This window comes from Nocardiopsis dassonvillei subsp. dassonvillei DSM 43111 (assembly GCF_000092985.1).
GTDB lineage: Bacteria > Actinomycetota > Actinomycetes > Streptosporangiales > Streptosporangiaceae > Nocardiopsis > Nocardiopsis dassonvillei.
This window is the reverse complement of the sequence record NC_014210.1, coordinates 2,551,585-2,565,618: the sequence shown is the minus strand read 5'-3', so window position 1 is coordinate 2,565,618 and position 14,034 is coordinate 2,551,585. Positions and strand designations below refer to the sequence as shown.

The 14,034-nt window shown below is 75.9% G+C and carries 12 protein-coding genes; 5 read left to right on the top strand and 7 right to left on the bottom strand.

Annotated features, from left to right (window positions below; translation table 11 throughout):
* Position 1: 1 nt before the first annotated feature.
* From NDAS_RS10605 to NDAS_RS10590, 4 genes are all read right to left on the bottom strand, one after another.
* Complete coding sequence (locus tag NDAS_RS10605; RefSeq protein WP_013153172.1) at positions 2–916, bottom strand: metal ABC transporter permease; 915 nt, start codon at positions 914–916, stop codon at positions 2–4.
* Positions 904–1,650 (bottom strand): metal ABC transporter ATP-binding protein, encoded by a 747-nt coding sequence (locus tag NDAS_RS10600; protein ID WP_013153171.1) that lies wholly within the window; start codon positions 1,648–1,650, stop codon positions 904–906. Before NDAS_RS10600 ends, NDAS_RS10605 begins: the two co-directional genes overlap by 13 nt.
* The gene (locus NDAS_RS10595) at positions 1,647–2,594 is read right to left on the bottom strand and encodes a metal ABC transporter substrate-binding protein (protein WP_013153170.1); all 948 of its coding nucleotides are present in this window, start codon (positions 2,592–2,594) and stop codon (positions 1,647–1,649) included. Before NDAS_RS10595 ends, NDAS_RS10600 begins: the two co-directional genes overlap by 4 nt.
* 166 nt (positions 2,595–2,760) lie before the next feature.
* The gene (locus NDAS_RS10590) at positions 2,761–6,222 is read right to left on the bottom strand and encodes an AfsR/SARP family transcriptional regulator (protein WP_013153169.1); all 3,462 of its coding nucleotides are present in this window, start codon (positions 6,220–6,222) and stop codon (positions 2,761–2,763) included.
* A 160-nt stretch (positions 6,223–6,382) separates the two neighbouring features.
* Between NDAS_RS10590 and NDAS_RS10585 the strand changes: the two genes are divergently transcribed.
* Entirely contained in the window at positions 6,383–7,261 is an 879-nt protein-coding gene (locus NDAS_RS10585) for an alpha/beta fold hydrolase (protein WP_013153168.1), read from the top strand.
* Positions 7,262–7,283: 22 nt separating this feature from the next.
* Here the strand turns inward: NDAS_RS10585 and NDAS_RS10580 are convergent, their stop codons facing one another.
* On the bottom strand, positions 7,284–7,580 hold the full coding sequence (locus tag NDAS_RS10580) for a hypothetical protein (RefSeq protein WP_049800300.1): 297 nt from the start codon (positions 7,578–7,580) through the stop codon (positions 7,284–7,286).
* A 68-nt stretch (positions 7,581–7,648) separates the two neighbouring features.
* Between NDAS_RS10580 and NDAS_RS10575 the strand changes: the two genes are divergently transcribed.
* From NDAS_RS10575 to NDAS_RS10560, 4 genes are all read left to right on the top strand, one after another.
* Complete coding sequence (locus NDAS_RS10575; protein WP_081461718.1) at positions 7,649–8,188, top strand: TetR/AcrR family transcriptional regulator; 540 nt, start codon at positions 7,649–7,651, stop codon at positions 8,186–8,188.
* Positions 8,189–8,371: 183 nt separating this feature from the next.
* Positions 8,372–8,791, top strand: coding sequence for a YciI family protein (locus NDAS_RS10570; protein WP_013153167.1), 420 nt, complete (start codon positions 8,372–8,374; stop codon positions 8,789–8,791).
* Positions 8,792–8,806: 15 nt separating this feature from the next.
* Positions 8,807–10,093: an RNA polymerase sigma factor gene (locus tag NDAS_RS10565; RefSeq protein ID WP_013153166.1), complete on the top strand. Its 1,287-nt coding sequence runs from the start codon at positions 8,807–8,809 to the stop codon at positions 10,091–10,093.
* Between the two features lie 211 nt (positions 10,094–10,304).
* A complete protein-coding gene (locus tag NDAS_RS10560; RefSeq protein ID WP_013153165.1) occupies positions 10,305–11,999 on the top strand; it encodes a serine/threonine-protein kinase in 1,695 nt (564 codons plus the stop codon).
* Between the two features lie 101 nt (positions 12,000–12,100).
* On the opposite strand, the gene NDAS_RS10555 is transcribed toward NDAS_RS10560, so the two are convergent.
* Positions 12,101–12,745: a response regulator gene (locus tag NDAS_RS10555; protein WP_013153164.1), complete on the bottom strand. Its 645-nt coding sequence runs from the start codon at positions 12,743–12,745 to the stop codon at positions 12,101–12,103.
* Positions 12,726–13,991: a sensor histidine kinase gene (locus NDAS_RS10550; RefSeq protein WP_041552679.1), complete on the bottom strand. Its 1,266-nt coding sequence runs from the start codon at positions 13,989–13,991 to the stop codon at positions 12,726–12,728. Before NDAS_RS10550 ends, NDAS_RS10555 begins: the two co-directional genes overlap by 20 nt.
* Positions 13,992–14,034 lie beyond the last annotated feature (43 nt).

Below are 14,034 nucleotides of genomic sequence, written 5' to 3'. Positions count from 1 at the left end.
CCTAGGACGGTTCCTTCGCGGGGCGGGTCCGCCCACGGCCGACCGCGCGGCCCCCGGCCCCCCGTGCGGCGCGGCGCCGCCGGAGCACGCCCTGGCGGGGCGAGAACAGGTAGGCCAGGGTGAAGGCCGACGACTGGGCCAGCACGATCGCCCCGCCGGTGGACACGTTCAGGTGGAAGCTGAGGAACACCCCCGCCACGGCCGCCGCCACGGCCACCGCAGCGGAGATGACCAGCATCCGCTCGAAGCGGTCGGTGAGCAGGTAGGCGGTCGCTCCGGGGACGATGACCATGGCCACGACCAGGATGATCCCCACCGCCTGGAGGGCCACCACCACCGTGACCGACAGCAGCCCCAGCAGCAGCGTCTCCAGCAGGCGGGGGTTGATGCCCACCGCGTGCGCGTGGACCGGGTCGAAGGCGTACAGGGTCAGGTCGCGGTGCTTGTACCAGACCACCGCCAGCACCACCCCGGCCAGGACGAGCACCTGCCAGATGTCGGTGTCCGACACCCCCAGCACGTTGCCGAACAGGATGTGACCCAGGTCGGTCTGGCTGGGCACGCGCGAGACCAGGACCAGGCCCAGGGCGAACATGGCCGTGAAGACCACCCCGATGACGGCGTCCTCCTTGACCCGGGAGGTGCGGTTGACCACCCCGATCAGGGCGACCGACCCGGCTCCGAAGACCAGCGCGCCCACGGCGAAGGGCAGCCCGAACAGGTAGGACAGCACCACCCCGGGCAGGACGGCGTGGGAGACGGCGTCGCCCATCAGCGACCAGCCCACCAGCGTCATCCAGCACGACAGCACGGCGCACGCCACTCCGGCGACCACGCTGACCAGCAGGGCGCGCCGGACGAAGTCGAAGCCCAGGGGCACCGTGAACCACTCCGCGACCGCGGTCAGCGCGTCCATGCCGTTCCCTCCTCGTCGGTGTGGACCCCGAAGGCCTCCATGAGGGTCTCCGGGCGCAGGACCTCCTCGGGGGCGCCGTGCGCCACGACGCGGCGCTGGAGCAGCACCGCCTCGTCGCACAGGGCGGGCACCTGGGCCAGGTCGTGGGTGGACACGAGCAGGGTGTGGCCCTCGCCGCGCAGTTGCAGCAGCAGTTCGGTGATGCGCCCCTCCGAACGCTTGTCGACCCCGGCGAAGGGCTCGTCGAGCAGGAGCACGTCGGCGCCCTGGGCGATGGCGCGGGCCACGAAGGCGCGTTTGCGCTGGCCGCCGGAGAGCGCGCCGATCTGGCGGTCGGCCAGGTCGCCCAGGTGGGTGCGGTCCAGGGCGTGCTCGACCGCCTCCCGGTCGGCGGGGCGGGGGCGCCGCCGCTGTCCCATGCGTCCGTAGCGGCCCATCATCACCACGTCGCGCACGCGGACCGGGAAGGCCCAGTCGACCTGTTCGGACTGGGGCACGTAGCCCACCAGCCCGCGGCGGCGGGCGGCGGCCCCGGTGTGCCCCAAAATCCGCACCCGCCCCCCGTCGGCGGGGACGAGGCCCAGCACGGTCTTGAACAGGGTGGACTTGCCCGACCCGTTGGTGCCCAGCAGGCCGCAGACGCGGCCCGGGGCGACGGACAGGCTCACGCCGTCCAGCGCCAGGACGTCGCCGTAGCGGACGGTGGCGTCGGTGACCTCGATGGCGGCGTTCACCGCTCCTCCCCCCGCAGCCCGGCCACGATGGCCTCGGCGTCGTGGCGCAGCAGGTCCAGGTAGGTGGGGACGGGACCGCCCTCCTCGGACAGGGAGTCGACGTAGAGGGTCCGGCCCATGGCGGCGCCGGTCTCGCGCGCCACCGAGCGCTGGGAGCCGTCGTTGACGGTGCTCTCGCAGAAGACGGCGGGCACCTGGTTGTCGCGGACGAACTCGGTGACGGCGGCGGTCTGCCGGGGGGTGCCCTGGGTCTCGGCGTTGACCGGCCACAGGTACATCTCGGTCAGCCCCGCGTCGCGCGCCAGGTAGGAGAAGGCGCCCTCGCAGGTGACCAGGGCGCGGGAGCTGTCGGGGACCCCGGCGAGTTCGTCCTCCAGGTAGTCGCCGACCCCGCTGATCTCGTCCTTGTAGGCCTCGGCCGCCTCGGCGTAGACCCGTTCGCCCTCGGGGTCGAGTTCGGTGAGGGCGTCGCGGATGTTGTCGACGTAGACGGGGGCGTTGTCGGGTGACATCCAGGCGTGGGGGTTGGGCTGGCCCTCGTACTCCCCCGCGGAGATGGGGATGGTCTCGACACCGTCGCTGAGCACGGCGGTGGGGGCCTGCACGCGTTCGGTGAACTGGCTGAACCATGCCTCCAGGCCGAGCCCGTTCTCCAGGATCAGGTCGGCGTCCCGGCCGCGGACGAGGTCGTCGGGGGTGGGTTCGTAGCCGTGGATCTCGGCTCCGGGCCGGGTGAGCGAGGCGACCTCCACGCGTCCGTCGGCGACGTTGCGTGCCATGTCCGCCAGGACGGTGAACGTGGTCAGGACCAGGGGCCGTCCGTCGTCGCGCTCCTGCCCGGCGGAGGAGGAACAGGCGGTCAGGCCCAGGACCAGGGCGAGGGAGGCGGCGGGGAGCTTCGCCGACCAGGAGTGTGAAGAAGCCTCATCTTGAAAGTTCGGCACGCCTAACTTTTTACCACAACAGGGCCAAACTACACATCGCGGCGGGCGTGTCGCGGTCGTCGCCCGGGCCTCGTGTCCTGGACGGCGCCGTCCCGCCCGCGCCGATGGAGCAGACGGCACGGAAGCGGCGGGCCCCGCGAACCCCGCCACCGGTACGGCGCGCGGCTCAGCCCAGGTCGGCCAGGGCCGCCCGGGCCGCGGCTGTCCAGTGCGGCGACCCGGCCCGGATGGCCACGCGCAGGGCCAGCCGGTAGTGCTCCGCGGCCCGCTCACGGCGTCCGAGCGCGCGGTCGAGGTCGCCGAGCTGGTGCGCGACCGGTCCCAGGGTCAACAGACCGCTGCCCGCACCGGCCAGCTCCCCGGCGGCGGGTGAGAGCAGGCGGTGGGCGCGCTCCATCGCGGGGTGGTCGCCGACGGCGGTGGCGGCCCGGGCGGCCAGACAGGTCAGAGCCTCCCCGAGCAGGCCGGGCGGTGCGTCGGGCGGCGGGGGCGCGGACTCGGGCGAGGCCAGGGCGTCGGCCCAGGGCGCGTAGGGGCCCCAGTCCTGGCGCGGGTCCACCGGTGCGGGTCGGCCGCCCTGAAGGCGCAGACACAGCAGCGCCAGGGGCAGGATGCCCTGTTCCACACCGGGCATGCCGGTGTCGGCGAGCCGCACGCTCGCGGCACGGTAGGCGGCCTCGGCCTCCTCGACGGCCCCCCGCGCGGCCGTGCGCAGTGCCTCGTACCAGCGGGTGAACACCCCCACCAGCGGAATCCCGTAGCGCGAGCCCAGCCGGTCGGCGTCGGCCGCGTGGGCGTCGGCGGCACCGAAGTCGGCGAGCGCGGAGTGCGCCTGGACCAGGACGAGGTGGCCCAGCACCTCGAAGGTCACCAGGCCGTGCCGAGAGGCCAGGTCGACCAGCTCCGCGCCGATCTCCACGCGCTGCGGGGCCCGCCCGGAGCCCTGGAAGGACTGCATGAAGCGGGCGTTGAGCGCCAGGCACAGCAGGGCGGGGTCGCCGAGCCCGCGGGCGGCCTCCTCGGCCCGGCGGGCCGCGTCCGGGCCCCGGCCGGTGGCGGTGCCGCGCAGTTCCAGGGCCAGGGCGCACAGCAGGCGGACGCGCTGCTCGGGGCGGTCCTCGGGCAGCGCGGCCAGGGTGCGCTCGGCGGCCCCGGCGATCTGGCGGGCCAGCTCCTCGTCGTCGTTGCGCGGCCACAGGGCGGGCACGTCGAAGGCGGTGATGACCTGCGCCGTCAGTTCCGCGTCACCCAGCTCCTCGGCCGCGGCGACCGCCCGGGCGCGGTGGTGGCGGGCCTCCTCCAGGCGGCCGGTGACGGCCAGCGCCCGCACCATGCCCATGACCGCCTCCAGGCGTTCGCGGGGCCGGTCCTCGCCGGAGCGGTCGTGGGCGGCGACGGCCTCCCGCCACAGCCGGGCCGCCTCGTGCGGGGCGAAGCGCTCCTCGGCCCGCAGGGCGGCTGTGCGGGCGTGGTGGGCGGCCCGGGTCGCGGTGGCGCGGGTTCCCGCCCGCCCGAAGTGGTGCGCGAGCAGGTCGGCCCGGTCGGGGTGCAGCGCCTCGACGGCCTCGGCCACCGCCGTGTGCCAGTGCGCCCGGCGCGGTCGGGAGAGGTCCTGGTAGAGGGTGTCGCGCACCAGCACGTGCGCGAAGCGCAGGCCGGGGGCGCCGTCGGGCTCGTCCGGTTCGGCGCGGTCGGTGAGGAAGCCCGCCTCCAGCGCCTCGTCCAGGGCGTCGAGCAGGGCGTCCCCGTCCGGGGACAGGGCCGACAGGACGTCGGGGTCGATGTCGCGGCCGATCACCGAGGCCTGCCGCAGCAGGGCCCGGGCCCCGGGCGTGAGGGAGCCCAGGCGGTGGCGGATGACGTCGCGCACCCCGGCGGGGACCGCGTCGAGCGCGGCGCCGTCCCCGTCGGACAGCAACCGGGCCAGCTCACGGACGAAGAAGGGGTTGCCGCCGCTGCGCCGGTGGACGGTGCGCAGCGCCCGCCCGTCGACGTCGCGGCCGACCAGGGCCCGTACGAGCGCGCCGGTCGCGTCCTCGGCCAGCCCGCCCAGGTAGGCGCGGGCCGGTTCGCCGGGGGCGAGCCGGGCCAGGGCCGCGGTCAGCGCGGGCAGGACCTCGCCGGTCCGGTAGGTCCCCACGAGCAGCACGGGCCCGGGGAGCGGTTCGGCGGCCAGGAAGGTGAACAGTTCCAGGGTCTCCTCCGCCGCCCGGTGCAGGTCGTCGAAGACCAGCAGGACGGGGCCGCGCCGCGTGGCCGAGGCGAGGAGGCGGGCGGCCCGGCGCAGGACGCCGAACCGGGCCGCGGCGGGGTCCGCGCTGGCGACCCCGGGCGCTGTGGTGTCGTCGTCCCGGGCGGGAGCAGCGGTGCCGCTGGGCGCTGTGATGCCCGTGGCCGTGGCGGTATCGATGCGCGGGGCCCCGGATCCGGTGCCGGTGGGGTCGGTGGTGGCAGCGCGCGGGGCGCCGGGGTCGGCGGCGTGTTCCGCGGCCTGTGCCGGGCCGGTGGCGACCCCGTGGGTCGCGGTGTCCGCGGCCGCCGTCAGCACGGCGGCGATCTGCGTCCAGGGCCAGACCGCGGGCGCCCCCTCGTGCTCGGGGCCGCGCCCCCAGGCCGCGGTCCACCCGCGCCCGGCCAGCCGCCGCGCGAGTTCCTCGGCCAGGGCCGTCTTACCCGCCCCGGCGTCGCCGGAGACCAGCGCGACCCGGGCCGGAGCGCGCGGCGCGGCGGAGGCGGCGGCCCCCTCCAGCAGTTCCAGCTCCCGGGCCCGGCCCACGAAGGGACGCTGGGCGCGTTCGGGCGCGCTCTCCGCCCGTGCCGGAACCGCGGTGGCGGCACGCGGGATGAGGTGGGGAGCCTGGGCCAGGACGTCGGACTCCAACCGCCGCAGTTCGGGGCCGGGGTCCACCCCCAGTTCGTCCGCCAGGGTCCGGCGGGCGCGGCGCAGGGCGGCCAGCGCGTCACCCTGGCGGCCCGAGCGGTACAGGGCCAGCGCCCACTGCCGCCAGGCGTTCTCGCGCAGGGGGTGGGCCAGGGCGTGCGCCTCCAGGGCGGGCACGGCGTCGCCCGCACGGCCCAGCGCCAGGAGGGCCTCGGCGTGCCGCTCCACCGCCAGCAGCCGCAGCCCCTCCAGCCGGTCGGCCTCGGCCCGCGCCCAGGGGTAGGCGGCGAACTCGGCGTAGGCGGGCCCCCGCCACCACCCGAGGGCCTCCTCCAGCCCGTCCAGCGCCGCTCCGGGCCGGTCCTCGGTGAGCAGCGCTCCGCCGCGGGCCACGGCCGCGGCGAAGCGCCGGGCGTCGACCGCGTCGGGTCCGGCCCGCAGCGCGTAACCCGGTGGCGCGGTCACCAGCAGCCGGGCGGGTCGCCGCGCGGGCCGGTCCGGTTCCAGGGACCGGCGCAGCGCGGAGACGAAGGTGCGCACCGCCGCCACGGAGCCCTCGGCGGGCGCCTCCCACAGGTCGTCCACGAGGCGGTCCACGGGCACGGCACGGCCCTCGGCGACCAGGAGCCGGGCCAGCACCGCGCGGTGCCGCGGCCCCTTGAGGGCGAGCGGCCCGTGCGCGCCGACGGCCTCCAGAGGGCCCAGCACGCGGAAGGACACCGCCGCCTGCGTCGCCTCTCCCCCCATGGCAGCCAATCTATCCGGCCGTCCGCACCGGACGGGGCCGCCGACGCCCCCGCTCAACCGCTGCTCATCGGCTGCTCATCGGCTCCCGGCAGGCTCGTGGACGACCGAGTTCCCCGGCGACCGCCGGGGACCCGACTCCAACCCGACGGAGGAGACCACCGTGGAACCCAGGATCCCGGGATTCGACTACCAGCGCGTGCCCGTCGCCGAGGGTGTGGCGCTCAACGCCGCCGTCGGCGGCTCGGGCAGCCCTCTCGTGCTGCTGCACGGCTTCCCCCAGACCCACCTGATGTGGCGGCACGTCGCGGCCGACCTGGCCGCCGACCACACCGTCATCTGCCCGGACCTGCGCGGCTACGGCGACAGCGACAAGCCCGCCGACACCGACGGCCACGGCTACGCCAAGCGCACCATGGCCGCCGACGTCGTCGCCCTGGCCCGCGCCCTGGGCCACGAGCGCTTCGCCCTGGCGGGCCACGACCGGGGCGCCCTGGTCGCGATCCGCGCCGGGCTGGACCACCCCGGCGCCGTCACGCACCTGGCCTCGCTCGACGTGCTGCCGACCCTGGACATGTGGGAGGTCATGCGCGGGGCCTCGGCAGCGGTGGGCTTCCACCTGTACCTCATGGCCCAACCCCCGGGCCTGCCCGAGCAGCTGATCGGCGCCAGCCCGGACGCGTTCTTCGGACACTTCCTGGACATCTGGACGCGCGACCCCGAGGCGATCCCCGCCGAGGTGCGCGCCGCCTACCTGCGGGCCTCGCGCGAGGCCGTGTCCTCGATCGTGGCCGACTACCGGGCCTCGGCCGGGATCGACGTCGAACACGACGAGGCCGACCGCGCGGCCGGGCGGCGCCTGGCCATGCCGGTGACGGTGCTCCAGCAGGACTGGGGCGCGGCGCTGGGCTACGACGCCGCCGCGGTGTGGCGGGCCTGGGCCCCCGACCTGCACCACAGCACGGTGACCTGCGGCCACTTCATGGCCGAGGAGGCCCCGGCCGAGGTGGTCGGCGCGCTGCGCGGCCTGCTGGCCCGGTAGGCGCCCCCGGCGTCTGCGGCTGCTACGCCGTGGTCGGCGGAGTCAGCGACTCGGGGTGGAACCGCTCGGCGCGGTCACGGACCGTGTACATGTTCCAGCAGTGCTCGGCGAGGTCGTCGGGGTCGGCGACCGGGAACCGCGGGCCGTCGGCCGCGTCGAAGGCGGCCCGGGCCGCGGCGGACACCTCGCTGCGGTCGATCAGGGAGGCGATGGTCAGGGCGCCGGCGTAGACGCCCTTGTCGGCCAGTTCGGAGTGGAGGGAGCGCAGGTAGTTGCGGGTGGCCGCCATCACCGGGCCCAGGCCGCTGAGGTCGGGCATCGGTCGCGCCGCCGAGTAGCCCCGGGCCAGCAGGAAGGCGCCGTCGCCGCGTTCGGTCCACTAAGGAGATCGCCCGCCGGGCGGGCGTGAGCCACGGCACCCTCTACAACCTCTTCGGCACCCGAGAGGCGCTCATCGACGAAGTGGTGACCGACCTGGCCGCCGACCGCCTCGACCAGGCAGCCGAGCACGCCCTGGCCTTCGAGGGGGCCTGGGAGGGGTTCGTGTACTACGTCGAGAGGGTCTGCGAACTCCAGGTCACCGACCCCGCGCTCGCCGACGTGGCCAGCGGGCGCTATCCGCGTGCCGAACGCCTGATGTCCGTCTGCGCCAGGGCACAGGACGCCACCACGCGGATCGTCGAGCGCGCGCGGCGGGCCGGCGCCCTGCGCCCGGACTTCACCGGCGAGGACCTCCTGATCGTCTTCGGCACCGACGCCCTGCTCGCCCGTGCGGCCGGGGACGCCGCGCCCGACGCCTGGCGCCGCGGGCTGGCCCTCGTGCTCGGCGGACTGCGCGCGGACGCCGCCCGGGGACCGCTTCCCGGCGCCCCGATGACTCCCCGGCAGGTGTACGACGTCATGGGCAGGCTCACCGGCACGCCCTGAGCTGGGCGCCAGTGCCCTGGAGGGCGGTTGGCGCGGTCCGGCGGGGCGTCGCCCCACCAGCGGATCCGGACTCTGTCAGAATTCCTCGGAAAAAGATCGGTGGACGTGTCGATCCGCGGCACCCCCGTTCGACCTAGGGGTGGAAGGGCCCGGAGGGTCCGCGACACCCAGGGAGACAGAGCCATGAAGTACATGCTGATCATGCGCGCCACCGACGAGGCCTTCGCGGGAATGGGCGAGATCGACTTCGACGAGATGCTCGCGACCATGGGCCGGTACAACGAGGAGATGATCCGCGCCGGGGTGCTGCTCGCCGCGGAGGGCCTCGACGACGCCGCCGAGGGCGTGGTCGTCGACTACTCCTCCGAGCCGCCCGTGGTCACCGACGGCCCCTACGGCGAGACCAAGGAGCTGTTCGGCGGGTTCTACATCCTCAACGTGGCCTCCAAGGAGGAGGCCGTGGAGTGGGCCAAGCGGTCGCCGATGACCGGCCCCGGTTTCAAGACCGAGATCCGCCGGGTCACCACGATCGACGAGTTCCCGCAGGACAACGAGTGGATCCAGAGGGAGCGGGCCTGGCGCGAGGCCACCGGCCAGCTCTGAGCGGACCGACCGGAGATGGCTGACCCCACCGGCCGCGAGGCCGTAGCCGCCGTCTGGCGGATCGACTCGGCGCGGATCGTCGGCGCGCTCGCGCGCTACACCGGCGACTTCGCCCTGGCCGAGGACCTGGGCCAGGAGGCGCTGGCCGAGGCGCTGGTGACCTGGCCGCGCGAGGGCGTGCCCCGCAACCCGGCGGGGTGGCTGCTCACCGTCGGCCGCCGCCGCGCGATCGACGCGTTCCGCCGCCGCTCCGCCCTGGACGACAGGTACGCCGTCCTCGCCCGTGACCTGGGCGAGGGCGGCGCCGCCTCGGGCAGCGCGCCCGCCGACCCCGCACGGGAGGCCGACGACGTGCTGTGGGATCCGGACCGGATCGACGACGACGTGCTCGCGCTGATGTTCACCGCCTGCCACCCCGTGCTGTCGCGGGAGGCCAGGGTGGCGCTCACCCTGCGGGTGGTCGGCGGTCTGACCAGCGACGAGATCGCCAGGGCGTTCCTGGTCCCGACCGCGACCGTGCAGGCCAGGATCACCCGGGCCAAGAGGACCCTCGGGGCGGCCCGGGTGCCCTTCGGGGTACCCCCGGCCCAGGAACGGCCCCAGCGGCTCGGCTCGGTGCTCAACGTGGTCTACCTGATCTTCACCGAGGGCTCCTCGGCCAGCTCCGGCGGCGACCTGCTCCGGCTCGACCTCGCGGGCGAGGCCCAGCGCCTGGCCCGGGTGCTGGCCCGTCTGGTCCCCGACCAGCCCGAGGTCCACGGCCTGCTGGCGCTGCTGGAGCTGACCGCGGCGCGCTTCCCCGCCCGGACCGGGGCTGACGGGCGGCCGGTGCTGCTGGAGCACCAGGACCGCCGCCGCTGGGACCGCGCCGCGATCCGCCGGGGACGGGCCGCCCTGGCCCGCGCGGGGAGGACCGGCCGGGGGCTGGGCGCCTACGGCCTCCAGGCCGCGATCGCCGAGTGCCACGCGCTCGCCGCCTCGGTGCGGGAGACGGACTGGGAGCGGATCGTGCTGCTCTACGAGGCGCTCAGCCGTCTGGCGCCCTCCCCGGTGGTGGACCTCAACCGGGCGGTGGCGGTCTCCATGGCCCGGGGACCGGCCGAGGCGCTGCGGATCGTGGACGAGCTGGCGGCGGCCGGGGCGCTGGCGGACTCGCACCTGCTGCCGAACGTGCGCGGGGAGCTGCTCGTGCGCCTGGGGCGCACCGGTGAGGCGCGCACCGAACTGGAGCTGGCCGTGCGCCGGTGCGGCAACGAGCGCGAGCGGGAGGTGCTGGAGCGCAAACTCGCCGACCTGGGCTGACCGTTCCACACCCCCCGGGGAGCACCGCGCCGCGGCCCGCGCCGGCCCCGGGACTCCGGCGCTGCGGACTGACCAGGGACGGGGCTCCCACGAGGCCGGAGCACCGTCGTACCTCAGTACTATGGTCGCTCCGCTCGCATGGAGGACCGCTGTCCCTGCGGGCTTTTCGACGTCCACGGGGTCACGACGGCCCGCACCGCAAGGGAGTCCGATGGGGGCCGAGCCGCACCGCACACTGCGTGGCCGCTACCAGCTGCTGGCCGAGATCGGCCGGGGCGGGATGGGCCGGGTCTGGCGCGCCCACGACACCGAGCTCAACCGCACCGTCGCGGTCAAGGAGATCCTCCTGGGCCCGGGCCTGGACGACCACGAGCGCGACCGGATGGCCGCCAGGGCCCGGCGCGAGGCGCAGGCCACCGCGATGGGCGGCCACCCCAACATCGTCACCGTGCACGACATCGTCCAGGACGACGGGCGCCCGTGGATCGTCATGGAGTTCCTCAGCGGGCGCTCCCTGCACGCGCTGGTCCGCCAGGAGGGCCCGCGCGGCGCCCGCGTGACCGCCCGGTGGGGGCTCGACCTGCTCAGCGCGCTGAGCACCGCGCACGGGCAGGGGATCACCCACCGCGACGTCAAACCCGAGAACGTCATGGTCACCGACGCCGGGCGGGTGGTGCTCACCGACTTCGGCATCGCCACCATCGCCGACACCTCCTCCGTCACCCAGACGGCCGGGGTGATGGGCTCCCCCGCCTACCTGGCCCCCGAGCGGCTGGCGATGAGTCCGGCGACCCCGGCGAGCGACCTGTGGTCCCTGGGCGCCACCCTGTACCACATGGCCACCGGCACCTCCCCGTTCCGCCGCGAGGGCATCCCCGCCACACTGCACGCCGTCACCTCCGAGGAGCCGCCCGACGTCCTGGGCCGGGGCCCGCTGGGCCAGGCGGTACGGGGCCTGCTGGTGAAGGACCCGGCCGGGCGGATCGACGCCGACCGCTGCCGCGCGCTGCTGACCGCGGAGGCGGAGGCGGGCACCGCCGCCGCGGCCCCCTCGGCCACGACCGTGTCCGTGCCGACACGGCCGTTGAGCGCGCCCGCACGCGCGGTCACCCCGGGGCCGGTCCCGCCCGGATCCCCGGGACCGGTTCCGCGGGGCCCCGCGGCGGTCCCGCCGCAGACCACGGTCACGGCGGCGCCGGAACCGCGGCGGGGCGGACGGCTGTCCTGGCCGATGGTGGTGCTCACCCTGGGCCTGGCCTCGCTGGTGGCGGTGGCGGCGCTGGTGGTGGTGCTCGACCCGTGGGGGTCCGACACCGGTGCCGCCGCCTCCGGGACGGGCACGGAGGAGTCCCCCGAACCCGGTGCCGGAGAGCAGCAGGCCGGGGGCGGGAACGAGGGGGACGCCACCGCCCCGGAGGAGACCGGCACGCCCCAGGAGGGCGGCGCCGACGGCGCCCCCGTGCCCGGGACGACCTGGACCGAGGACCCCGAGGGCTTCGGTCTGAGCGTCCCCGAGGGCTGGATCCGCCGGGTGGACGGCAGCAGCGTCTTCTTCGAGTCCCCCGACAACGCCGACTACCTCCAGATCGACATGGCCGAGCACCCCACCGACGACGAGTACCAGCACGTCCTGGACCAGGAGCAGGGCGTGTACGACTCGGGGCGGCTGCCGGGCTACGAGCGGGTGCGGATCACCGACGTCACCGACGACACCGGCTTCCACTCGGCCGCCGAGTGGGAGTTCACCTGGCGGGACGAGACCGGCGAGACGCGCCGCGTGCTGACCCGCAACATCGCGGTGGCGCCCGGGGTGTACTACGCGCTGGCCTGGGCCTCCACCGACGCCTCGTGGGCCGACCAGGGCGCCCAGCGCACCGCCGCCATGGAGTCCTTCGGCCCGGCCTGATCCCGCTCCGGCCCGCACCACCGCGGTCCGGTCCGCCCGCCCCGCTCCCCGGACTCCGGCGCCGTGGTGCGGGGTCGGCGGGAGCGGCGACGCGGCCGCGCTCAGCTGCCCAGGTAGCGCAGCACCGCCAGCACCCGGCGGCTGTAACCGGAGGCGTGCCCCAGACCCAGCTTGTCGAAGATCGCGTTGACGTGCTTCTCCACCGCGCTCAGCGACACGTACAGCCGCTCGGCGATCGAGGCGTTGCTCAGCCCCTGCGCCATGTGCTCCAGGACGTCGCGCTCGCGCGGGGTGAGCCGGGCCAGCGGGTCGGTGTGGGTGGTGCGCGCCAGCAGCTGGCGCACCACCTCGGGGTCGAAGGCCGCCCCGCCCGCGCGCACCCGCTCCAGGGCCTCCAGGAACTCCCCCACCTCCGACACCCGGTCCTTGAGCAGGTAGCCCACCCCTCCCGAGGCCCCGGCCAGCAGTTCGGCGGCGTAGCGCTGCTCCACGTACTGCGACAGCACCAGCACCGCGACCCTCCCGTGCTCGGCGCGGATACGCAGCGCCGCCCGCAGCCCCTCGTCGGTGTGGGTGGGCGGCATCCGCACGTCCACCACGGCGGCGTCGGGCGCGTGCTCGGCGACCGCGGCCAGCAGCGCGTCGGCGTCGCCGACCGCCGCCGCCACCTCGTGGCCCTCCTCCTCCAACAACCGCACCAGGCCCTCCCTGAGCAGGACCGAGTCGTCAGCGATCACCAGGCGCATGGGGGCTCCGTATCGTGGTCAGGGGCAGCGCGGCGCGTACCGTGGTCGGACCGCCCCGGGGACTGTGTACCGCCAGTGTGCCGTCCAGGGCCCGCACCCGCCTGGCCAGGCCGGTCAGTCCGCCGCCATCGGGGTCGGCGCCGCCGCGGCCGTCGTCGAGCACCCGCAGGTCCAGGACGCCGTCGGCGTCGTCCAGGTGCACGATCACCACCTCGGCCCCGGCGTGCTTGACGGCGTTGGTGATGGCCTCGCGCGCCACGAAGTACACCGCCGTGGCCAGTTCGCGGGGCGGCGGGGCCGACAGGCGCGCGCGCACCCGCACCGGCAGCGGGCTGCGTTCGGCCACCTCGGTCAGCGCCGCCTCCAGGCCCAGGGTGTCCAGCGCGGTGGGGTAGACCCGCCAGGCCACCTCCCGCAGCTCGTCCAGCAGTACCCGGGTCTCGGTGTGCGCCTGGCGGACCAGCCGCGCCGCGCGCTCGGGGTCGTGGCCGCGCTGGGCCCGCCCCAGCAGCATGGCCAGCGCCACCACGCGCTGCTGGACCCCGTCGTGCAGGTCGCGTTCGATGCGCCGCCGCTCCTCGTCCACCGCCCGCACGATGCCCGACCGGGTGGAGGTCAGCTCGTCGATGCGCCGGTGCAGCAGGTCCTCGCTGCTGGGACCCACCAGACGGCGGGCCAGGGCGCGGTCGGCGGCCGAGGCCAGCGCCACCACCAGCCACGTCGCCGCCAGGACGACCAGGCCCATGAGCAGGCCCACGCTGATGCTGGAGACGTGTACCCGCGCGCCGGGCATGAGCACCGGCACGTGGGTGCCGCCCCCGGTGAACAGCTCCAGTGCGGCCCCGCCGACGAAGACCACCACCAGCATCAGCGCCGTGGGCGCCAGGTAGCCGCACAGCAGCGCCGCCGGAAGGCGCAGCAGCAGGTAGGCCACGCGCGGGGCGGCCTCGACCCCCGGGCCGGCCACGCCGCCCCCCGACCACCGGGCCAGGCGGGCCAGGTCCGCGTCGCCCAGGCGCACCGCCCACCGGGTCACCACGCCGCGGAACCGGTGCCGGGCCCGGGAGGTCAGGAACGGGGCGCACACCAGCGCCGCGGCCGCCGCGAGGACCCACACCAGCGTGAGCACGGCGGTGCACAGCCCCAGCAGGGTGCCCGTCAACTCGCGCCCGGCCCGTGCCAGCGGCGCGGCCGCCGCACGCGCCCAGGCGCGGGGACGGTCCCCGTCCCCGGCCCACTCGGCCATCCGCCCCTCCCCCTCTTCCCTTCCGACCGTCCGCATCCGCCGC

Excerpts from the sequence above, each read along its gene's own strand:
- NDAS_RS10605 (WP_013153172.1), bottom strand. The coding sequence starts at position 916 with ATGGACGCGCTGACCGCGGTCGCGGAGTGGTTCACGGTGCCCCTGGGC.
- NDAS_RS10590 (WP_013153169.1), bottom strand. The coding sequence starts at position 6,222 with ATGGGGGGAGAGGCGACGCAGGCGGCGGTGTCCTTCCGCGTGCTGGGC.
- NDAS_RS10580 (WP_049800300.1), bottom strand. The coding sequence starts at position 7,580 with ATGCCCGACCTCAGCGGCCTGGGCCCGGTGATGGCGGCCACCCGCAAC.
- NDAS_RS10570 (WP_013153167.1), top strand. The coding sequence starts at position 8,372 with ATGAAGTACATGCTGATCATGCGCGCCACCGACGAGGCCTTCGCGGGA.
- NDAS_RS10565 (WP_013153166.1), top strand. The coding sequence starts at position 8,807 with ATGGCTGACCCCACCGGCCGCGAGGCCGTAGCCGCCGTCTGGCGGATC.
- NDAS_RS10560 (WP_013153165.1), top strand. The coding sequence starts at position 10,305 with ATGGGGGCCGAGCCGCACCGCACACTGCGTGGCCGCTACCAGCTGCTG.
- NDAS_RS10555 (WP_013153164.1), bottom strand. The coding sequence starts at position 12,745 with ATGCGCCTGGTGATCGCTGACGACTCGGTCCTGCTCAGGGAGGGCCTG.
- NDAS_RS10550 (WP_041552679.1), bottom strand. The coding sequence starts at position 13,991 with ATGGCCGAGTGGGCCGGGGACGGGGACCGTCCCCGCGCCTGGGCGCGT.